The organism is Thiocystis violascens DSM 198 (assembly GCF_000227745.2).
GTDB classification, from domain to species: Bacteria; Pseudomonadota; Gammaproteobacteria; order Chromatiales; family Chromatiaceae; genus Chromatium; species Chromatium violascens.
In genome coordinates, this window is record NC_018012.1 from 502,396 (window position 1) to 523,647 (window position 21,252).

Below are 21,252 nucleotides of genomic sequence, written 5' to 3' on the forward strand. Positions count from 1 at the left end.
TGGTGATCCGTCTGGAATCCCGAAAAGCGCTGGGCGGGCATTAACGCCAATCCCGAGATCGTCCGCAACCGGATTCGATGAAACTTTAGCGAGAAGACAAGCATGCCGATTTACGAATACCGTTGCGAAAGTTGTGGCCACGAGTTGGAAAAGATCCAAAAAGTCAGCGATCCGGCCCTCGCGGACTGTCCCGCCTGCGGGCAGCCCACCCTGAAAAAACAGATCTCCGCCGCCGGTTTCCGGCTCAAGGGGAGCGGCTGGTACGAAACCGATTTCAAGAAGGACAAACAGAAGAACCTGCACGACAGCGGCGAAAAGGGGGAGAAGACGACGGCCAAATCCGCGGACAAAACCGTCTCAAGCACGACGGCGGGAGCCGGTCAGGCCGCGACGGTACCCGCGACGTCGTCGGAAAAGAAAACGGTTGCTTGATCGCGCTGGGAGCGCGAGCGGTTTGCCCGCGCCCACCAGCAAGGTATGAGGAATCGGCGGACGCCTATTCCTCCAGGTAAATTTCGACCCGGCGATTCTGACTCCGGCCAGCGGAGGTTGCATTCGTGGCGATGGGTTTGGCGGCACCGATTCCTTCGGCGGTCAGGCGTTCTGGATCAATGCCACGCGCGACGAGTGACTGCTTCACGGCTTCGGCACGCTGCTGAGACAGGGCTCGATTGAGTTCGGGGCCACCCAGGCTGTCGGTGTGTCCTTCGATCCGGGCCGACAGCTCGGGCTGTTCCGCGAGCAAGCCGGCGATGCGCGCCAGACTTGCAAGTTCGTCATTCGGCAGGGTCGCCTGACCCGGAGAAAAACGCAGTTCGGTCTCCATTAGTCGCAATAAAATGCCGCGCGGCGTATAGGTTCCGCCAAGATCGGCAAAGGCGGCATGGCGTGCACGCAGTTTGGTCAATGCCATGTCGGCCTCTTCGCGAATCGCCTGTTGAGCCGCTGCCGATCGATGACGTTCCTCTTCCAAACGTGTTTCCAGCGCGGCGGTTTGGGCGGAGGCCGACTCGACCTGCTCCGATACATCCCGATCCGTTTCGCGCGTTTCGGTTTGGGCGGTCCGCAAGGCGTCTTCGGTCGCGGCGAGTTTCTGCCGGGTCTCGTCCAGCGTTTCGGTGAGTGCCGCAATCGCGGCCTGATGTTGCTGCAAAAGACCCTCGCGGACACTCTGTTCGGTCGCGAGTCGCTTGTTCAAGGTGGCAAGCCTGTCCTCGGTTTCCTGGATCGGACCCTGATCGGCAATTTGGGTCCTGCTTTGGTTCAGTTCGGCTTGGGTGTCCTGAAGCTGCTGCTGGATGTCGGCCAGTTGTTCGCGAACGGCGGCATCGTCCGATCGAAGCGTCTCCAACTGCGATTTTGCCGCGGCGAGTTGGTTTTGCAGCGCCTGGCGCTCTTCCGTATCGGCCTCGTCAGGCGGTATCACTCCGATCGCCATCGCCGTGCGGACCAGATCGGCATCCATCGGAGTGGTTTTGGCCAGTTCGACTCGTTCGTTGAGGTGGCTTTCCAGTTCCGCAACCTTTGCCCGATGTTCCTCTGCTGTTTCCGTGATCGCCTGGCGGACTTTGTCCAGGTCGGACTGCAGGGCGAAGGTTTTTGCGATATTCGCATCGTAGAGTCGTTGCAGTTCGGTATACGCAATGGCGATTCTGTCCCGTTCGGCAAGCGCCTGGCTGGTCTCCGACTGTTCGGCGGCTAATGCGTCCGCGTGTCTTGCCTGGAGTGTCGCAAGTTCCTCCTCGAATGCGGATTTGGCCTGCGCGAGCGTCTCCAGTTGATCGTTTAATTGACGCTTTTCGGCTTGATGCCGCTCTTGCAGGGCAAGGATTTCGGAGCGGACGCTGTCCTGTGCATCCTCGGCCTGGAGAAGTTGCGTGCCGGCGTTTTTGATCTGCGCGTTTGACTGGGCGATCAGCGCGTCTTTTTCCGCGAGTCGGGCGTAGAGTCGGTCGTCGTACCACTCATAGAGCAGGTAGACGCCAATCAGGGCAAACAGCAGAAAAAACGCCATGGATTTCCAGAACGACGTGCTGGGATCGGACATCATCATCTCCTTCGGCTGGGTTGCGGCGGTGATCGCTCTTCGGTATCGAAGAGCGCGATTATCCCGCATTTGCGCCGACGATGCTTGATAAAGCCCGCGTCAGCCCCCAACCGCCGCCAGCGCTTGCCGGGCGATCTCCAGTTCCTCGTTGGTCGGTATCACCAGTACCCTGACCTCGCCATCCGCCACGCTGATGCAACGCTCCCCGCGCGATTCGCGCGAGGCGTTGGCCTCCTCGTCGAGCACGATCCCCAGGCGCTCCAGCCCCGCGCAGGCCCGCCGCCGGATCCCGACCGAGTTTTCGCCAATCCCGCCGGTAAAAATGATGGCATCGACCCGGCCCAATTCGGCGTAATAGGCGCCGATGTACTTTTTTAGTCGATGGGCGGTGATGCCGATGGCCAGTTCGGCGCGCGCGTTGCCTTCCACGGCGAGTTGTTCGATCTCGCGCATGTCGTTGACGCCACAAATCCCCAGCAGCCCGCTCTGACGATTGAGCAACTGGTCCTGCGCCTCGGCGTCGAGCCCCAGATTCTTGCCGAGATAGATGAGCACGGCCGGGTCGATGTCGCCGCAGCGCGTGCCCATCACCAGTCCTTCCAGAGGGGTCAGCCCCATCGAGGTATCGATGCACTGACCGCCGCGAATGGCTGCGGCGCTGGCCCCATTGCCCAGATGCAGCGTGATCAGATTGCACTGCTCCAGCGGTTTGCCGAGAACGCGGGCGGCGCGACTGGCGACGTAACCATGCGAGGTGCCGTGGAAGCCATAGCGCCGGATGCGGTGCTCGGTATAGAGGAATTCCGGAATCGCGTAGCGATAGGCGGCCGGCGGCATGGTCTGATGAAAGGCGGTATCGAACACCACCACCGAGGGCACGCTGGGAAAGAGTCGGCGCGCGACCTCGATCCCAGCCAGATGACCCGGATTGTGCAGCGGCGCCAGCGGGACGACGCTCTGAATCTCGGCCTGCACGCAGTCATCCACGATGACGGGATGTTTGAAATGGGGGCCGCCGTGCACCACCCGATGGCCGATCGCCGTTAGCTCCGAGACGTCCGCCAGTGCGCCGCTCGCCCTGAGCGCGGCGACGATGTGGTCGATGCCCTCCTGGTGCGTCGGAATCGGCAGGGTCTCCTGTCTGGACTGATGATTGTGGGCACCATCCAGCCAATTTAGCTTGAGTTCGCCCTCGGCCTCGCCGATGCGCGCCACCAGGCCATAGGCGATCGCCACCCAATCGTCGCTGCGAAAGAGCTGATATTTGATCGAGGAACTCCCCGAGTTGAGCACCAGAACCTTCATTGGGCGATCTCCTTGACGGCGTCGTGTTCGTTTTGCGCCTGAATGGCGGTGATGGCCACGGTGTTGACGATGTCCGTCACCGTGCAGCCCCGGCTCAAGTCATTGACCGGCTTGTTCAACCCTTGCAGCACCGGGCCGATGGCGACCGCGCCGGCGCTGCGCTGCACCGCTTTATAGGTGTTATTGCCGGTGTTGAGGTCCGGGAAGATCAGCACGGTGGCGTGCCCGGCCACCTCGCTATCGGGCATCTTGGAGCGCCCGATCTCGATATCGACGGCGGCATCGTACTGGATCGGTCCCTCCAGCTTCAGATCGGGACGGCGCTCGCGGGCGATCCGCACCGCCTCGCGCACCTTTTCCACGTCCTCGCCCTTGCCGGAACTGCCGCTCGAATAGGACAGCATGGCGATGCGCGGCTCGATCCCGAAGGCGGCGGCGGTGGCGGCCGAGCTGATGGCGATGTCGGCTAAATCCTCGGAGTTCGGGTTCGGATTGACGGCACAGTCGCCATAGACCAGCACCCGATCCGGCAGACACATGAAAAAGACGCTGGAGACCAGCTTGATGCCAGGCTTGGTCTTGACCGTCTCGAAGGCGGGGCGAATGGTGTGCTGGGTGGTGTGCGCCGCGCCCGAGACCATGCCATCGGCTTCGCCCAGATAGACCATCAGGGTACCGAAATAGCTGACATCTTCCAGGACGTCATACGCCATCTGCTCGGAGATGCACTTGTGCTTGCGCAGCTCGAAATAGGTTTGGGCATAACGCTTGCGGTCGGGCGAGGTCAGCGGGTCGACGATGCGGATGTCGTCGAGTTTGAGGCCCAGTTCACCGATACGACGGCGGATCTTGTCCGGATCGCCAAGCAGGGTCAGATCCGCGACCTGGCGCAGGGTCAGGATCTCGGCGGCGCGCAGGATGCGCTCGTCGCTGCCCTCCGGGAGCACGATCCGCTGACGCCGGGCCTTGGCGCGACGGATCAGTTCGTACTCGAACATCAGCGGCGTGATCCGGTCGGAATGGTGCACGGCGATCCGTCCGCGCAATTCCTCCACGTCCACATAGCTTTCGAACAGACCGAGCGCGGCGGCGATCTTGCGGTCATCGCCGGGCAGGATGGTTGCCTCGATGCGATTGACGTTCATCGCTGTGGTGAAAGTGTCGGCAGGCACCTGCATGATCGAGACTTTGGTCCGGCGCAGACCTTCGATCAGACGCTGGACCTTTTCGGCAGGGCGCAGACCGCCGGTCAGCAGCAGACCGGCCACGCGCGGGAAGGCCGAGGAGGCGTCCGCCGCCAGACTGGCGAGGATGATGTCGGAGCGGTCGCCGGGGGTGATGATCAGACAGCCATCCTCGATATAGCCCAGGAAGTCCGGGATCTCCATGGCCGCGATCTTGTAGTTGGTGACCACCTGATACATGGCGTCGCCCTCGCCGCAGAGACAGTCGGCATCGAGCGCCTGACGGATCTCGCCGACGGTTGGCCGCCCGAGAACGGATTGTTCCGGGAGCACATAGACGTTCTCGGTCTCGGTCAGCAGGTCGTGGGCGCGGGTCTTGACCGTTTCCACATACTCGGCGGCCACGCCATTGACGACGCTTGCCAGAAAGTCGCCGCCGCGTTCGCGCATCATCTCGTGCGCGATATGCAGGGCGTCGACCGCCTCCTGCGGGCTGCGCCCGAAACCCTTGACCACCACCACCAGACGGCAGCCAAAATTGGTCGCCAGATCCGCGTTGAAGTCGAATTCCAGCGAGGGGATGAGACCGTTGTAGTCGGTCCCCGCGCAGACCACCAGATCGCAACGCTCTTCGAGCATCTTGAACTTGTTCATGATGAGCTTGAGCAACTCATCGTAATGACCGCTGCCGAGGAGTTGACGAGCCGTTTCCAGGGTACAGCCGTAGAGCATCTCGGGCGGGTAGGGCAGATCGTAGCGGCTGCGGATCAGGGCGGTGAGATTATCCGACTCGCCATCCTTGGGCGCGAACGGGCGGAAGAAACCCACCTTCCGGTTCACGGCGGACAACAACTCCATGAAGCCCAGGACCACCACGGATTTTCCGCTGCCGGAACCGGCACCGGCGATATAGACGCTTTGCATTGATTTCTCTCTTGGCGAAAGGGGCAGACGGCGAGGGACTTGCCGCATGCTGCACTGCGCAAAAATACCAGATTCCGCCGGGAAAGGGGCGATGGGGATGTGACGGAGTGGCGGAGTTGGTCTTTGTTGAACGATTATCTACCCATGCCTCAGAGGGTGTAGACAAAATCAAACCGTTGTGGTCAACCGCCGCAGCAGGATGCGCGCCTCCGCCAGCCAAACCCAGGTTTCGGAGACCGCTGGCAGACGGTCATGATGCATGATCAATCGACGGGCACGCTCATTCCACGCATGGGTGCGCTCGACAACCCAGCGCTTCGGCAGCGGAACGAAGCCGTCGGCGTTGGCGATCACCACTCGGTCAGGCGCCCCGTCCACGTGCCAGGAGCCAACGCTTTTGTTGGCTGGATGGCGCACGACTTCCACGCGGATCGCGTGGGTCTGCTCGGTGGTTTGGGCAAATTGACCGGCGTAGGCGCTATCGACAAACAGCGTGTTGATCTGGGGGTACTTGGCGGCCGCGTCAGCGACGGCGCCCGAGGCGGCATCGCGGTCCTGAAGATTGGCCGCGACCACGCTCACCGCCAACACGAACCCCAAGGTATCGACCACCAGGCTGCGCTTGCGCCCCTTGACCTGCTTGCCCGCATCAAAGCCGCTCGGTCCACCCTGCGGCGAGCCGCGGGTCGATTGCGCATCCAGCACCGCCGCCGTCGGCGCGATCTCACGCCCCTCGCGTTCGCGCCATTGCCCCCGCAGTCGATCATGCATCTGCTCAAACTTCCCAGCCGCACTCCAACGGCGAAACGTCTTGTAGACATTCTGCCAAGGCGCGAAATCGTGCGGCAGCATCCGCCACGCGCACCCCGTGCGCACCACGTAGCAACACGCCTCCAGGATGCTCCGGCGCGACACGCGGGGCGGTTGACCCCGCCCGCCCGGCATCTCAAAGAGAGCGGCGACCAAGTCCCACTCCGCATCGGTCAGACAACTTGGGTAGCTTTGGTCGGGGTCGTGGCGACGATGCGCATCCGTATACCCATACCGACGCGGCGTTGCGCGCGCTTGCGCCTCGAGACCACTCTCGCCCCGGAGGCGCGTGACGCCCGCCTCCCGCAAGGACTTGCGAATCGTTGCTTCATGAGCCTCGATTCCCGTCCGTGCCGCGAGTTCCCGGGCAATCTCTGACAGCGTGGAGGTCGGGCGATCCGTGACAATTTGACGCAATACCGCTTGCTCCGCCTCGTGAATCTTGGGGGGACGACCAGCTTTCGACATCAGCGCACACCAGCTCAGTTGTAGACTGGTATACAAATAGCAGCTCAATTATTTTTGTCTACACCCTCTCAGAGGAAACCCATGGCGCTCGTGCCCCTGAGGCCAATCATCTCGACTGATCCGGCGCAATCAGTTGCGTTTTCGCAATGAATTTTTGATGCCGGACGCGACCGGATCGGCTAGATTAGCGCGTCGCTCATAAGAAGACGCCCGTTCAGGCGCCGGTTTCCATCGCCATTCAAACACGCCATATCCTGATCCCATGAATCATCGTTCACCCACCGCCCGGGCGGTTCGTCCGGCCACTGTCGCGCCGTTCGCCTCCTTGCGAATTAATCCGAGGATCCCCGGATGCCATTGATTGTCCTCCTGATCGGGTTCCCGTTGATCGCGGGGCTGGCGATTCTGTTTGCCCCGACCCACGCGCGGCGCGCTGACCTGGTGCGCTGGTCGGTCTATGGACTGGGCGGCGCCGCGCTGGCATTGGCGCTGTCCTATTTTCGGATGGAGCCACAATTCTTCAGCCTCGGTGCGGGTGTTGCCGGCGCGCTGGACATGGCTTTCCTGCTGGGCGGGATCGCGCTCTCGGCCTATCTGCTCTTCGCCTGCCGTCGAATCAAGGGGCGCGAGTGGTATATTCCGCTGCTGATCCTGGCGCAGACCGGGCTGATGCTGTTCGCGGAACTCGCCCCGGAGCATCCCGAGGTGGCCCGGCACTTCTATGTCGACAGTTTCTCGATCCTGATGACCTTGATCGTCGGCTTGGTCGGCGGTCTGATCTGCCTCCATGCGATCCGCTACATGCAGGATTATCAGGCGCACGAGCATGAGGTGAAGGATCGCCGTCCGGCCTTCTTCTTCATGCTGTTCGTCTTTCTGGGGGCGATGTTCGGCATCGTCTTCTCCAACCATCTGCCCTGGCTGTTCTTTTTCTGGGAAGTGACGACGCTTTGCTCTTTCTGGCTGATCTCCTACTCGGGGACGGAGGAGGCGGTCCGTAACGGTTTCCGCGCGCTGGGGCTCAACCTGATCGGCGGCGTCGCCTTTGCTGGCGCCATCGTTTGGCTGACTCATGGTCCGGGGCTGCATACCTGGGAACTGGACCAGTTGATTGCCGCCGGCAGCACGCTCGCCCTGATTCCGGCGGTCCTGATCGCGATCGCCGGGCTGACCAAGTCGGCGCAGTTGCCCTTTTCGTCTTGGCTGCTCGGGGCCATGGTCGCGCCCACGCCGGTGTCCGCGCTGCTGCATTCGAGCACCATGGTCAAGGCAGGCGTCTTTCTGCTCGTCAAGCTTTCGCCGGTCTTCCATGACACCTATGCCGGTTTCCTCTTGTCGCTGGTCGGCGGGGTGACCTTTCTCGTCACCTCGCTGGTCGCGATCAATCAGCGCAACGCCAAGCGGGTGCTGGCCTATTCGACCATCGCCAATCTCGGTCTGATCGTCATGTGCGCCGGGGTCGGGACGGCCACCACGATCTGGGCGGCGATTCTGCTGATCCTCTTCCACGCGGTCGCCAAGGCCCTGCTGTTCCTCAGTGTCGGCACCACCGAGCATCTGATCGGCAGCCGCGACATCGAGGACATGGAGGGGCTGGTCTATCGGCGTCCGGTGCTGGCCGCGATGATGCTGGTCGGCATCCTGGGGATGTTCCTCGCGCCCTTCGGCATGCTGTTGAGCAAGTACACCTGTTTCCAGGCGTTCCTGACCATGGACGTGATGCCGGGCGACGGTATCCTGCTGGCAGCCATTCTCGCCTTCGGCAGCGCGCCCACGCTCTTTTTCTGGAGCAAATGGATGGGCAAGCTGGTGGCCATGCCGCGCCGGCCAAACCCCATCGAAGCGGCGATTCCTCGCGACGAGGCGATCGCGCTCTTCGCGCTGACGGTGATCACGTATGTGGCCTGCGCACTCTTTCCGCTTGCCGATTGGATTTTCGTGCAACCCTATACCGAGTTCCTCACCGGCGCGGGTTTGATCCCGCTGACGGATGACCGCATTCCCTGGGAGACGATTGCGATGATGACGGCCATGCTGGGCGGGATCTTCCTGCTGCCGCTGATCTTCTGGCTGCGACCGCCGCGCTTCGCCGTGGTGAGCGGCTATCTGAGCGGGGCGAATGTCGACGGCGGCGCCTCCTACCGGGGCGCCATGGGGGCGACGCGCGAGGTCGAAAGCCGGGGGTATTATCTCGCCGGATTCATCCAGGAAGATCTCCTGGTCCGTCGCGGTCTGCTGGGCGCGCTGCTCCTGTTGACCTTGATGCTGTTGAGTGCAAATCCATGAATGCGGAAAACTGGGGTTTGGCGATTGCCTTTCTGGTCCTCGGGCCGTTGCTTGGCGCGCTGCTGGCCGGTCTCGACCGGCGTCTGACCGCGCGCATGCAGTCCCGTCAGGGGCCGCCGCTGCTGCAACCCATCTACGATGTGCTGAAACTGCTGGAAAAGGACACCGTCGTCGTCACCGAACTCCAGACGCTCTATCTCTGGGGCTTCCTGTTCTTCATGGTGATTTCCGGGTTCATCCTCTTTCTCGGTAGCGACCTGCTGCTGAGTTTGTTCGCGTTGACGGTCTCGGGGATCTTTCTCTGTCTCGCGGCCTATTCGACCAATTCGCCCTACAGCAATATCGGTTCCTCGCGCGAGCTGATGCTGATGATGGCCTACGAGCCGATGCTCATCATCGTGGCGCTCGGATTCTTTCTGGTGGCGGACAGCTTCCGGGTGAGCGACATCGTCGCGGGCAGTCCCTGGCAGGTGGTGCAACTCTTCGGCATCCTGCTCGGGTTTCTCTTTATCCTCACCATCAAGCTACGCAAATCGCCCTTCGATCTGAGTGCGTCGCACCACGGTCATCAGGAACTGGTCAAGGGCATCACGACCGACCTGTCCGGGAGCGATCTGGCCCTGGTGGAGATCGGTCACTGGTACGAGAACGTTATCCTGCTCGGCTGGCTGTATCTCTTCTTCGCGCCCTGGGGCTTGGCCCTGGCGCTGCCGATCGCGCTGGTGCTGTTTTTCGCCGAGGTACTGGTCGACAACACCCATGCGCGGCTTAAATGGGCGACGACGCTGAAGGCAACCTGGGTGGTCACTGGCTTGTTCGGCGTGACCAACCTCATGCTCCTCCCTCTGATCACCTGAATCCCATGAGCTTCCTCAAAAAATCCCCCTGGATCCTGCACTACGCCGCGACCAGTTGTAACGGTTGCGACATCGAGCTGCTGGCCTGTCTGACGCCGCTCTACGACGTGGAGCGCTTTGGCATCGTCAACACCGGCAACCCGAAACATGCCGACATCTTCCTGGTCACCGGCTCGGTGAACGAGGAGTCGCGCAAGGTGGTCGAGAATCTCTACGCGCAGATGCCGGACCCCAAGGCGGTGGTCGCGATCGGCGCCTGCGCCCTGAGCGGCGGGATCTTTCGCGATGCTTATAACGTCTATGGCGGGATCGATCAGGTGATTCCAGTCGATGTCTATGTCCCTGGCTGCGCGGCGCGCCCGGAATCGATCATCGATGGGGTGGTGCAGGCGCTCGCGATTCTGGAGGAGCGCGCCAAGGACCGTAAACGTCAACGTAAAGTGGTAGCGTCATGAGTCAGCACGAATCCTTCGAGGACATCGAACTTGATCAATGGGTTACGACGGCCGGTCGCCACCGGGCCGAGGGCTTCCGGTTGGTGCAGATGACCGGGACCGCGCGCGCGGATCACTTCGAGGTCATGATCAGCTACGACAAGGATTACCGTTGCGTCAATTATCGCGTGCGCGTCCCTCGCGATCTGCCTGAACTGCCGAGCCTAAGCGCGGTCTTTCCCGCCTCCTTCACCTATGAAAACGAGCTGAAGGATCTGTTCGGCTTCAACATTCCGGGTCTGGCTCTGGACTATGGCGGGAACTTTCTGCGCACCAAGACCAAGATCCCCTTTTCCGGCGACGTGACCCTGAAGAAGGAGAAGCCGGAGCGCGCGTCCAGTCGGGCGGAAGCGGGCGCGAGGGTCGCCCCACCCACGCCAGTCCGGGAGGGCTGAACCATGGCGAATACCACCATTGTCCCCTTCGGTCCGCAGCATCCGGTCCTGCCCGAGCCGATCCATCTCGATCTCGAACTCGACGACGAGCGGGTCGTCCAGGCACTGCCTTCGATCGGCTATGTGCACCGGGGTCTCGAACTGCTCGCCGAGCGGCACGACTTCGTCGAGATGGCCCAGGTCGCCGAGCGCATCTGCGGGATTTGCAGCTTCATTCACGGCCAGGGCTATTGTCAGGGGATCGAGCACCTCCTGGGGCTGGAGGTTCCGCCGCGCGCAGTCTATCTACGCACCGTCTGGGCCGAGATGTCGCGCATCCAGAGCCATTTGCTCTGGCTGGGTCTGTCCGCCGATGCCTTCGGTTTCGAGAGCCTCTTTCAGCACAGTTGGCGCATCCGCGAGATGTTGGTCGACATCATCGAGGAGACCACCGGCGGGCGGGTCATCTTCGGGTCGTGCAAGGTCGGCGGGATTCGTAAGGATGTGGATGCCGAGACCCTGCGACGGGTCGGGCGGCGCATGCAGGACATCGAAGCCGCCTTCGACGAGGTGGCCAACATCTTCCGTGGCGACCACACGGTCAAGCAGCGCACGGTCGGGGTTGGCGTCATGAGCGCAGATGACGCCTATGCGTTGGGCGCCGTTGGCCCAGTACTGCGTGCAAGCGGCGTGGCAAGAGACACCCGACAACTTGGTTACGCCGCCTACGCGGATCTGGAGTGGGAGCCGATCGTCGAACAGGCGGGCGACTGCTATGCCCGCTGCGTGGTTCGGTTGCGCGAGATCAGCCAGTCGATCGACCTGATCCGGCAATGTCTCGACCGGATGCCCGAGGGCGAGATCGAGGTCACTTTCAAGGGACAGCGGCCCAAAGGGGAGACCATGATCCGGCTCGAACAGCCGCGCGGCGAGGTCTGCTATTACATGAGCGCCAACGGCCAGAAAAACCTGGAGCGCTTCCGCGTCCGCACCCCGACCTTCGCCAACATCGCCCCGCTGGTGCACATGCTCAAGGGCTGCGACCTAGCCGATGTCCCGGTCATCGTGCTGACCATCGATCCCTGCGTCAGTTGCACCGAGAGGTAACGCCCATGTCCTGGTTCTCCATCTCCGCCCTCGTGACCCGCAGCGCACTGCACCGTCCCGCGACCCGGCTTTATCCGTTCGAGCGGCGAACGCCCTATGCCAAGACGCGCGGACACATCGAATTCAAGATCAACGACTGCACCTTTTGCACCGTCTGCGCCGTGAAATGCCCGACCGGTGCCATCGTCGCCAGCAAGAAAGACAAGACCTGGGCCATCGACCACGGCCTCTGCATTCTCTGCGGGAACTGTGTCCATGACTGTCGCGAGGGTTGCATCACTCAGTGTCGTGAGCCCTGGCCGCCGATGCGGGCGAAAGAAGTGATCAGCTATCGGCAGGATTACGAGGCGCCATAGAGCCGCCGGTTCTCGAAATGTGCAGGAAATCGCCTCAATACCCTGCGGAATGTGGAGTGGGCGATTCATGAAATTCATCCAGTCGAATCACCTGGGTCTCCAGGCGACCATCCGGATAGAGCATCAGTTCCCGATAACCGGGCGGGCGATCGTCTAGCGCAAACTCCCGGCTGCCGGGCAGAAACTGGATGCAGGTAGAGGGGGTTCCGAGGATCCGGCAGTCCCCTTGGACACTTGAAAATGCCTGATGAATATGGCCGAACACCACGGCCTTGACCTGAGGATTGAGTGCGCAGATTCGGAGTAGTTCGCCACCGTTCTCGGCGCCCATGGTATCCATCCAGGTACTGTGCACAGGGATCGGGTGGTGATGGAGAAAAATCAACGACGGCGACTGGTTGCGCGCCAGCAGGCCGCGTAACTGGTCCAGTTGCGAATGCGGCAGAAGTCCGCTATTGCGGCCCGGATTCAGGGAGTCCAGGAAAATGAGACTCCAGTTCTTGATGCGTCGGATGCCAAGCGTCTCCACGGCCGAGCAACCGAGATATTCGCGCATCGGATCGTGGCGATCATGGTTCCCCGCGATGCAGTAATAGGGCTGTCCGCTGCCGTCGAGGGCTTGGCGGAGATAGCGGTAACCGGCTGGCGATTCGTCATGCACCAGATCGCCGGTCAGGATTAAGGCATCCACCGGTTGAGAATTCGCGAGGACATGAGCAAGGACGGCCTCGAAACTGATTCTGGTCGTGATACCGAGCAGTCGCCCGGCGGGGTTCCCGAACAGATGCGGGTCCGTGAGTTGCACCAGTCGCAATGGGTCGGCCGCGTTCGATGCGGCAGACGGATCCTGGCCCGGCGCGTGAGTCGATAGAACTTCCGGGAGCATGGACATGTCGATTTCCAGTCTGCGCAAGCGTTTGGCGAGACGTCATTGGAGGATGTCTTCCCAGGCATTTTTACAGTCAGTTACGTTCGCCGCAAGGAAACCGTTCGCGTCTCGGCGCCTGCCGATCGACGCCCGGTCGAGACTGCGGGCTCGGTCACGGTTGGACGATGGCGCGGTCATCAAGTGACGCTATCGGTGTCATTGGAACAAACAATTTCTCTATTTCGCTGCGGCTCCATAGGCTTGGCGAAGCCAGATTAACGAATCAAATGTTGTCCATCACGAGGAAATCAACGTGGAACTCAAAGGCAGCAAGACTGAGCAGAGCCTCAAAGATGCTTTCGCGGGTGAGTCGCAGGCGAATCGGCGTTATCTCTATTTTGCCGCGAAGGCGGATGTTGAAGGCTACAATGATGTGGCGGCCGTGTTCAGATCGACCGCCGAGGGTGAAACCGGCCATGCGCACGGCCATCTGGAATACCTCGAAGCCGTCGGCGATCCAGCGACCGGTTTGCCGATCGGCCCAACAGGCGCGAACCTGAAGGCGGCGATTGCCGGCGAAATCCACGAATACACCGATATGTATCCTGGCATGGCGAAAACGGCACGGGACGAAGGGTTCGACGAAGTTGCCGACTGGTTCGAGACGCTTGCCAAAGCGGAGCGTTCGCATGCCAACCGTTTCCAGAAGGCGCTCGATAATCTCGACGCCTGAAGACGGCTTGACGCCAGTCTGACAGTCTGGATAAAAAGGACGCGTTCGGCGCCCCTTGCCGGCCATGGTTCTGATTCAGGGCCGAGTGTGCGTGGCGCGAACCTCCGCAAAGGGCCGGAATGGAATAAAGATGGAGGGCAAAACTGAAGTGACCATGCAGGGTCGTGAACGCGAAATCACCATGCGCATCCTGACGATCTTCGCAGTTTTTGCCATTGCTTCGACTCTTTCCGGTTGCGGCTCGGATCATGTTCTAAGCAATCGAGACGAACTGCCCGTCGAATGCCTCGCGAAGCCAGATCCTGGTTCCTGCCACGCCGCTCAAACGAAGTTCTATTACGACTATCGAGAGGATCGCTGCAAGCCTTTTGTCTATGGGGGATGCAAGGGGCGAGTGCCTTTCCAGACCATGAAGGATTGCTCGCAATACTGCGTGTCTGGCCATTAAGAAGGTGTCCATCAACTGTTTCCCGACTTGAGCGGCACTGTCCGGAAGCAATCGGGAAGCAGAATATTCAGAATCGCGACATCACCCCGAATCATGCGACTCGCTCTCGCTCGCTGCATCCTATAACGAGGAAACAAAACATGCTGATTGGCCAGGGCTTCGACGCCCATCGTTTCGCGCCGGAGCGCCGGCTGGTGCTCGGCGGTCTGACGATCCCTCACGATCAGGGTCTGCTCGCACATTCCGACGGCGACGTGCTGATCCATGCGCTCTGCGACGCGCTGCTTGGCGCGGCCGGGTTGGGCGATATCGGCAATCACTTTCCGGATACGGATGCCGCCTATGCCGGCATCGATAGCCGCATCTTGCTCGGGCGGGCGATGGCCAGCCTGAGTCAGATGGGTCTGACCGTGCACAACGCGGACATGACCATCATCGCCCAGCAGCCTAAACTCGCGCCGCACATTCCCGCGATGCGTCAGATCCTGGCCATCGATCTTGGCTGCCCTCCGACGCGCGTCAATGTCAAGGCGACCACCATGGAACACATGGGCTTCACCGGGCGTGGCGAGGGGATCGCGGCCTCCGCCGTGGTCTTGCTGACAGAGTCGGGGGCATGACGCAAACCCCCTTACCGCGATGGACGACCTTCGCGGATCTGCCGAGGGCGCACGGCGAACCCTTGGGGCACGGGCGTCTGCGGGTCGATCCCGCCGATTTTCAGGTCGAGGAACGCCTGGGCTTCGCGCCGGACGGCGAGGGCGATCATCTGCTGCTGTGGGTGCGCAAGACCGGCGCCAATACCGAATGGGTCGCTCGCCGTCTGGCGGCGCTGGCTGGCGCGTCCCAGTCCGAAATCGGTTACGCGGGTCTCAAGGACCGTCACGCCGTTACCAGCCAGTGGTTTTCCGTCCCGCGACCGCGCGACGAACCGCCGGATTGGTCGGCGTTGAGCACGGATGGGATCGAGGTGCTCAAAGTCCATCCGCACCGGCGCAAGCTCCGGCGCGGCGCACTGGCCGGGAACCGCTTTCGCCTCCGGATACGCGACTGTGCGCTGGCGATTTCCGATCTCGACGCCCGGCTCGATGCGATCCGGGCGCGCGGCGTGCCCAACTATTTCGGCGAACAACGCTTCGGTCATGCCGACGGCAATCTGATCCGCGCCCATGCGCTCTTCGGCGGCACTGCGGGCCGCGTACCGCGCCATCAGAAAGGTCTCTGGCTGTCCGCCGCGCGTTCGCAGATGTTCAATCAGCTTCTGGCCGAGCGGGTCCGACGCGAGGACTGGGATCGCCCCCAGCCTGGCGACTGTCTGCAACTCGACGGCACCCATTCGCATTTTCTCGCCGAAGTGATCGACGAGACCTTGACCGAGCGCTGCGAGCGGATGGATCTGCATCCCAGCGGTCCGCTCTGGGGCGCCGGCGCGCCGCCGACGCGCGCGGCGATTCAGCGGCTAGAGGAGGAGGTCGCCGCCGGTTTTCCCGGTTGGCCCGAAGGGCTCGCCGTCCAGAGGATGGATCAGGAGCGCCGCGCGCTGCGCCTGCCGGTCATCGACTTGACCGGACGCTTGGTCGACGAGGGGCTTGAACTGACCTTTGAATTGACCGCTGGATCCTATGCGACCGCCGTGTTGCGCGAGTTGGTCGATTGGGATGCATGACGAAGGGTCGAGGGGCAAGGTCGTTCCGGCGCTGCGCGAGCCCTCGTCGTTGAAATGATCGCGTGCCGCAAGCGTCAAATCGCACTCGGTCGTCGGGGAGACGAGCGTCATTCGGCGCTCAAGGTCGCTTCTTCCGGTTGACTTGACAGCGGCGCTGCCTCTGACGAAAGTGATCGGATTGCATCGCCACCGGATCCGTTCGTCTCATGGAACAACTCTCCGAATTTGCCGATCGTTTCGCTTCGCAGGCACCGGCCTGCGAATACTGGACCCTGCGCCTGGTCGAGGAGGAGTCCGATCATCTGGAGGTGCGCCAAGGCGTGGTCGAGCCGAGCGTGCTCGATAGCTCGCTGGGTGCCATGGTCACGGTCGTGCGTGGCGGCGGCATCGGCTACGGCGCCACCAGCGATCTGAGCGCCGCCGGTTTGCGCGCCGCCGGTGAGCGGGCGGCGGACTGGGCGCTCGCCCATGCCCGGCTCGGACTCTTCGATGCCGGTCTTTATCCGCGCGCCAGTACGCGCGCCGACTATCGCTCCACCATCCTGGAATCCTGGAAAGCCATGGCGGTCGCCGACAAGCTGGCGCTGCTCCAGGCCGCCAACACGGCCCTGGCGATCGACGAGCGCATCGTCGACTGGTCCGCCTGGTTGACGCGCCATCGGGTGTCGCAGTTGCTGGTGAGCAGCGATGGCGCACGGGTCTCCCAAGTGTTCGAGTCGGTCCATCCGGGGCTGTTCGCCGTCGCCAATGCCGGCAGTCAGACCCAGCGTCGGCAGGGTGGCGGGGCGGATTGGGCGCAACAGGGCGGATTGGAGCGCATCGCGGCGGTGCATCTGCTGGACGACGCGCCGCGCGTGGCGGAAGAGGCCATCGCGCTGCTGGACGCGCCCGAATGTCCCGAGGACACCCGCGATCTGATCCTGCTGCCAAGCCAGATGGTGTTGCAGATCCACGAGAGCATCGGTCACCCGCTGGAACTGGACCGCATTTTGGGCGACGAGCGCAACTATGCCGGCACCAGCTTCGTCACGCCCGGCATGTTCGGCCGCTATCGCTACGGTTCCGAACTCCTCGATATCACCTTCGATCCCACGGTTCCCGGCGAACTGGTGTCCATGGTCGCCGATGACGTGGGGACGCCGGCCCAGCGCGAATATCTGATCCGCCGGGGCATCCTGGAACGTCCGCTTGGCGGTCCGCTCTCCCAGGCGCGCGCCGGACTGCCGGGCACCGCCAATACCCGTGCCAGCGGTTGGGACCGTCCGCCGATCGACCGCATGGGCAACCTCAATCTGGAGTCGGGGGAGGGCAGTCTCGACGATCTGATCGCGCGGGTCGAGCGCGGCGTCCTGATGGACACCAACCGTTCCTGGTCGATCGACGACAGCCGCAACAAGTTCCAGTTCGGCTGCGAACTGGGACGCCTGATCGAGGACGGCGAACTCAAGGGACTGGTGCGCAATCCCGGCTATCGCGGCATCTCGGCCGAATTCTGGCGTCGTCTCGACGGGGTCGGCGGCCCCGAGACCCTGGAGATTCGCGGGGTGACGAACTGCGGCAAGGGCGAGCCGAATCAGGCGGTCTCTGTCGGACACGCCTCGCCGCCCTGTCTGTTCCGCGACGTGGCCGTGTTTGGAGGTGGCGAATGAATCAAGACACCTTTTTCGCCTTGGCCGACCGGCTACAGGCTGGGCTCGCTGGCACGGAAATTCTCTTCTGCAACCTGGGCGCGGAGGCATCCGACTTCGTGCGTCTGAACCGTAACCGCATCCGTCAGGCCGGTCATGTGCGCTCCGCTGCGCTCGGTCTGAACCTGATCGATGGGGCAAGACAGGCGGAAGGCCGCTGCGACCTCACCGGCGATGCGCGCCAGGATCTGGTCCGGGCGCGCCATCTGCTCGCGCGTCTGCGCGAACGTCTCGTCCATGTCCCGGACGATCCCTATCTGCACTATTCCACCGAGGCCAGCGAGAGCCACCGGCAGGTCGGCGAAGCGATCCCCTCTGCCGAGGAAACGGTCGCCGAGTTGATCGCCGCCGCCGAGGGTCTGGATCTGGTCGGCATCTGGGCCAGCGGGGCGATCGACGAGGGACTGGCGAGTTCGCTCGGTCATCGTCACTGGCACCAGAGCCTGAGCTTCAACCTCGACTGGAGCTGTTATCTGGAGGCCGATAAGGCGGTCAAGGCGGGCCTGGGCGGCTTTCATTGGGACACCGCGGCGCTCAACCACAAGCTCGACGCCCTGCGCGAAGGGCTGCGGATCATGGCGCGACCCGCGCGCACCCTCGATCCCGGTCGCTATCGCGCCTACCTGGCCCCGGCCGCGGTCAATGAGTTGACGGACATGCTCGCCTGGGGCGGGTTCGATCTCAAGAGTCATCGAACCCATCAGACCCCTTTGCTCCTGATGACGCGCGGCGAGCGCCGTTTCGACCCGCGGGTCACGCTCCGCGAGGAACACGCGCGCGGGCTGGCGGCCGGTTTTACCGCCGAGGGTTTCGTCAAACCGGACCGCGTGACACTGATCGAAGGGGGCATCTTTAGTCAATGCTTGGTGGATGCGCGCGACGGCAAGGAATACGGCGAGACCGTCAATGCCGCGAGCGGCTCGCCTGAATCTCTGGGATTCGACGCGGGCGAGCTGCCGATGGCCGAGGTACTCGCCCGGCTCGACACAGGGCTCTATATCGGCAACCTCTGGTACTGCAACTGGTCGGATCCCAACGATTGTCGCGCCACCGGCATGACCCGCTTCGGCACCTATTGGGTGGAAAACGGCGAGATCGTCTCTCCGGTCAAGGTCATGCGGTTCGACGACAGCCTCTATCATCTGTTGGGCGACCGTCTGGAAGGGCTGACCCGCGAGCGCGAGCTGATTCTCTCAGCGCAGACCTATGACGGCCGCTCGACCGATAGCGCGCTCTTACCGGGGCTATTGGTTTCGGGGATCAATCTGGCGCTTTAGGCGATTGTTGGCAAGGATCCTGCCGGTAGGAGCCCGCTTGCGGGCGACGGCTGGATGCATGGAAGGCATCTTGGCAGGCACGTCGCTCGCAAGCGGGCTCCTACGGGGTTGTACGTTTGGTCAAGTCATGTCCGGAATTCGCCTTAACGAGACTCGCGAACGAAACGATGCGTACGCTCGCCCTATTACTGGCTCTCCTCGTGACCTTGGACCCGTGCGCGGCCAGTCAATTGTTCCGCTGGATTGACGATCAGGGTCAGGTTCATTTCAGCGATCGACCACCGTCGAATCCGGCGGCTCCAGTCCAGGTTCAGCCATTGCCGCCGCCCGCTCCCCGGCCAGCGGATAACCACTATTCGGTGATGAACCAGGTCAAGCGACTGGAGAGCGAACGTCAACAGCGCGAAGCGGCGCGGTGGGCGGAGAGAGTGACGCGGCAGGAGGAGGAACTGCGTCTCGCGGAGATCGAAGAGAGCCGTGCCCGCGCCCGGTTGGCTGAAGCAGAGGCCGAGCGTGCGCGTCAGTCCGTCTACCTCGTTTATCCAAGATTCCGGAAGCCTCCGCGCCCAGGACCGGATCATCGGCCCAACCGGTCGGATCACCTGCCACGGCACTCCGATACGCGTCCGGTTCAGCCCGATGGGCGTTCGGTTACCCGCCCCGGACGATCATCGACCGTTCCGGGACGATCGCTGCATTCCGAGCAATCGCCGCCGCGTCCCCGACATTGAGACGAGTGCGCATCCCCGCTGCAATGTGCCCAACCGTCACGGGTTAGAATGCGCTTCGCATCCGCCGTCAGGCCACACCCGGACTCCCAACCTTGAACCCACTCAAGCGGCTCGCCTCCCAAACCGCCATCTACGGTGTCAGCAGCGTCCTGGGGCGCTTTCTCAATTATCTACTGGTGCCCTTTCTGACCTATACCTTCGCCCCAGCGGAGTATGGCGTGATCGCCGAGTTTTACGCCTACATGGGGTTTCTGGCGGTGGTGCTCATGTTCGGGCTGGAGACCGGCTATTTCCGTTTTCGCGCCGGGGGCGAGTGGCCGCCCGAGGTTGTCTACGGAACGGTCCTGCGCTTCCTGGCGCTGACGAATATCGCCTTTTTCCTGCTGATCTATGTCCAGCGCGAGCCGATCGCCGAACTGCTGCGCCATTCCGGTCACCCCGAGTATGTCTGGTGGAGCGCCGCGATCCTGGCCCTGGATTCGGTGGGTTCGGTCGCCTTCGCGCGCCTGCGGGCGGAGGATCGGGCAAAGCGTTTCGCGACACTCAAGCTGGTTGAGATCGGGGCCAACGTCGGTTTGACCATCTTCTTCATCTACGTTTGCCGGCGCGCCTTCGAGTCCGATCCGCAATCCCTGCTCGGGTCGCTCTGGAACCCGAGCATCGGCGTGGGCTATGTCTTCATCGCCAACCTGGCGGCGAGCGGGCTCAAGCTGATGTTGCTGGCCCCGCAGTTTCGGGACGGATTCGGCACCTTTCAGGCGGCGCTCTTCGGGCGTCTTCTGCGCTATTCGCTCCCCATGGTCGTCATCGGCTTCGCTGGGATTATCAACGAGATGCTGGACCGCGCCGCGCTCAAATACCTGTTGCCCTTCGATGACGCGACCAACATGGCGCAACTCGGAATCTACAGCGCTTGTTACAAGCTCTCGATACTCATGGGGCTCTTCATCCAGGCATTCCGTTACGCCGGCGAACCGTTTTTCTTTAGCTACGCCAAACAGAGCGACGCGCGACAGACCTATGCGCTGGTACTCAACTGGTTCGTCATCTGCTGCGTCTTTCTGTTCCTGCTGGTCACGCTCTATCTGGATCTCTTCCAGTATTTCGTCGGTAGTGCCTACCGCGAGGGACTGAGCGTGGTGCCGGTGCTGCTGCTCGCGAGCCTCTTTCTCGGCATCTACGTGAATCTGTCCATCTGGTACAAGCTGACCGACCGTACCCTGATGGGTGCTGTCGTCTCGCTGATCGGCGCGGGCATCACCATCGTCCTGCTGCTCTGGTGGGTGCCCATTTACGGCTACGAGGGCGCCGCCTGGGCACACCTGGTCTGCTACGGAGCGATGGTGGCGATGTCCTATCTGCTTGGACGCCGTTATTACCCGGTGCCCTACGAGGTCGGGCGCGTGCTGGGCTACGTGATTCTCGGGGTCGCGCTTTATCTCGCGAGCCGGTGGCTGGTCTCGGTGCCAGGCTGGAATTCGCTGGCGGCGGGGACGCTCTGTCTGGCGATCTTTCTGCTGGCTGTCCTGCTGCTGGATGCGCGCCGACTGACACGACGGCGCGGGACGGGCGGGGTATCGTCATGAACAGGTCAGGGCTGCGGAAGCGAACTCGCGACCGCAATCATGC

The 21,252-nt window shown here is 62.5% G+C and carries 20 protein-coding genes; 15 read left to right on the forward strand and 5 right to left on the reverse strand.

The window, feature by feature from the left end:
- Positions 1-102: 102 nt before the first annotated feature.
- The gene (locus tag THIVI_RS02365) at positions 103-432 is read left to right on the forward strand and encodes an FmdB family zinc ribbon protein (protein WP_014777049.1); all 330 of its coding nucleotides are present in this window, start codon (positions 103-105) and stop codon (positions 430-432) included.
- A 64-nt stretch (positions 433-496) separates the two neighbouring features.
- Here the strand turns inward: THIVI_RS02365 and THIVI_RS02370 are convergent, their stop codons facing one another.
- The 4 genes from THIVI_RS02370 to THIVI_RS02385 form a co-directional block, all read right to left on the reverse strand.
- A complete protein-coding gene (locus THIVI_RS02370) occupies positions 497-2,047 on the reverse strand; it encodes an OmpA family protein (RefSeq protein ID WP_014777050.1) in 1,551 nt (516 codons plus the stop codon).
- Between the two features lie 99 nt (positions 2,048-2,146).
- On the reverse strand, positions 2,147-3,352 hold the full coding sequence (locus tag THIVI_RS02375) for an acetate/propionate family kinase (protein ID WP_014777051.1): 1,206 nt from the start codon (positions 3,350-3,352) through the stop codon (positions 2,147-2,149).
- On the reverse strand, positions 3,349-5,460 hold the full coding sequence (pta, locus tag THIVI_RS02380) for a phosphate acetyltransferase (protein ID WP_014777052.1): 2,112 nt from the start codon (positions 5,458-5,460) through the stop codon (positions 3,349-3,351). Before pta ends, THIVI_RS02375 begins: the two co-directional genes overlap by 4 nt.
- Positions 5,461-5,628: 168 nt before the next feature.
- Positions 5,629-6,738, reverse strand: a complete 1,110-nt coding sequence (locus THIVI_RS02385) for an IS5 family transposase (RefSeq protein WP_041447215.1) — start codon at positions 6,736-6,738, stop codon at positions 5,629-5,631.
- 351 nt (positions 6,739-7,089) lie between these two features.
- Here THIVI_RS02385 and THIVI_RS02390 point away from each other — a divergent pair, with 351 nt between their 5' ends.
- The 6 genes from THIVI_RS02390 to THIVI_RS02415 are packed head-to-tail and all read left to right on the forward strand — an operon-like array spanning position 7,090 to position 12,212.
- Positions 7,090-9,024 carry an NADH-quinone oxidoreductase subunit 5 family protein gene (locus THIVI_RS02390; RefSeq protein ID WP_014777053.1) on the forward strand — a complete coding sequence of 645 codons (1,935 nt, stop codon included), beginning with the start codon at positions 7,090-7,092 and terminating at the stop codon, positions 9,022-9,024.
- Entirely contained in the window at positions 9,021-9,881 is an 861-nt protein-coding gene (locus tag THIVI_RS02395; protein ID WP_014777054.1) for a respiratory chain complex I subunit 1 family protein, read from the forward strand. The genes THIVI_RS02390 and THIVI_RS02395 overlap by 4 nt, the downstream gene beginning before the upstream one ends.
- Before the next feature lie 5 nt (positions 9,882-9,886).
- Positions 9,887-10,336, forward strand: coding sequence for an NADH-quinone oxidoreductase subunit B family protein (locus THIVI_RS02400; protein ID WP_014777055.1), 450 nt, complete (start codon positions 9,887-9,889; stop codon positions 10,334-10,336).
- The gene (locus THIVI_RS02405; protein WP_014777056.1) at positions 10,333-10,770 is read left to right on the forward strand and encodes an NADH-quinone oxidoreductase subunit C; all 438 of its coding nucleotides are present in this window, start codon (positions 10,333-10,335) and stop codon (positions 10,768-10,770) included. The genes THIVI_RS02400 and THIVI_RS02405 overlap by 4 nt, the downstream gene beginning before the upstream one ends.
- A gap of 3 nt (positions 10,771-10,773) precedes the next feature.
- A complete protein-coding gene (locus tag THIVI_RS02410) occupies positions 10,774-11,856 on the forward strand; it encodes a hydrogenase large subunit (RefSeq protein ID WP_014777057.1) in 1,083 nt (360 codons plus the stop codon).
- A gap of 5 nt (positions 11,857-11,861) precedes the next feature.
- Complete coding sequence (locus THIVI_RS02415) at positions 11,862-12,212, forward strand: 4Fe-4S dicluster domain-containing protein (protein ID WP_014777058.1); 351 nt, start codon at positions 11,862-11,864, stop codon at positions 12,210-12,212.
- A 34-nt stretch (positions 12,213-12,246) separates the two neighbouring features.
- On the opposite strand, the gene THIVI_RS02420 is transcribed toward THIVI_RS02415, so the two are convergent.
- Complete coding sequence (locus THIVI_RS02420; protein WP_014777059.1) at positions 12,247-13,104, reverse strand: metallophosphoesterase; 858 nt, start codon at positions 13,102-13,104, stop codon at positions 12,247-12,249.
- Positions 13,105-13,393: 289 nt separating this feature from the next.
- On the opposite strand from THIVI_RS02420, the gene THIVI_RS02425 reads away from it, so the two are divergent.
- The 8 genes from THIVI_RS02425 (at position 13,394) to THIVI_RS02460 (ending at position 21,209) form a co-directional block, all read left to right on the forward strand.
- Positions 13,394-13,813, forward strand: coding sequence for a rubrerythrin family protein (locus tag THIVI_RS02425; protein WP_014777060.1), 420 nt, complete (start codon positions 13,394-13,396; stop codon positions 13,811-13,813).
- 130 nt (positions 13,814-13,943) lie between these two features.
- The gene (locus THIVI_RS23300; RefSeq protein WP_014777061.1) at positions 13,944-14,261 is read left to right on the forward strand and encodes a BPTI/Kunitz-type proteinase inhibitor domain-containing protein; all 318 of its coding nucleotides are present in this window, start codon (positions 13,944-13,946) and stop codon (positions 14,259-14,261) included.
- Between the two features lie 140 nt (positions 14,262-14,401).
- Complete coding sequence (ispF, locus tag THIVI_RS02435) at positions 14,402-14,881, forward strand: 2-C-methyl-D-erythritol 2,4-cyclodiphosphate synthase (RefSeq protein ID WP_014777062.1); 480 nt, start codon at positions 14,402-14,404, stop codon at positions 14,879-14,881.
- A complete protein-coding gene (truD, locus tag THIVI_RS02440; RefSeq protein ID WP_014777063.1) occupies positions 14,878-15,927 on the forward strand; it encodes a tRNA pseudouridine(13) synthase TruD in 1,050 nt (349 codons plus the stop codon). The genes ispF and truD overlap by 4 nt, the downstream gene beginning before the upstream one ends.
- 206 nt (positions 15,928-16,133) lie before the next feature.
- A complete protein-coding gene (locus THIVI_RS02445; RefSeq protein ID WP_014777064.1) occupies positions 16,134-17,576 on the forward strand; it encodes a TldD/PmbA family protein in 1,443 nt (480 codons plus the stop codon).
- Entirely contained in the window at positions 17,573-18,892 is a 1,320-nt protein-coding gene (locus THIVI_RS02450) for a TldD/PmbA family protein (RefSeq protein WP_014777065.1), read from the forward strand. The genes THIVI_RS02445 and THIVI_RS02450 overlap by 4 nt, the downstream gene beginning before the upstream one ends.
- A gap of 167 nt (positions 18,893-19,059) precedes the next feature.
- Entirely contained in the window at positions 19,060-19,623 is a 564-nt protein-coding gene (locus tag THIVI_RS26245; RefSeq protein ID WP_083845676.1) for a DUF4124 domain-containing protein, read from the forward strand.
- Positions 19,624-19,715: 92 nt separating this feature from the next.
- Entirely contained in the window at positions 19,716-21,209 is a 1,494-nt protein-coding gene (locus tag THIVI_RS02460; RefSeq protein WP_014777066.1) for a lipopolysaccharide biosynthesis protein, read from the forward strand.
- Positions 21,210-21,252 lie beyond the last annotated feature (43 nt).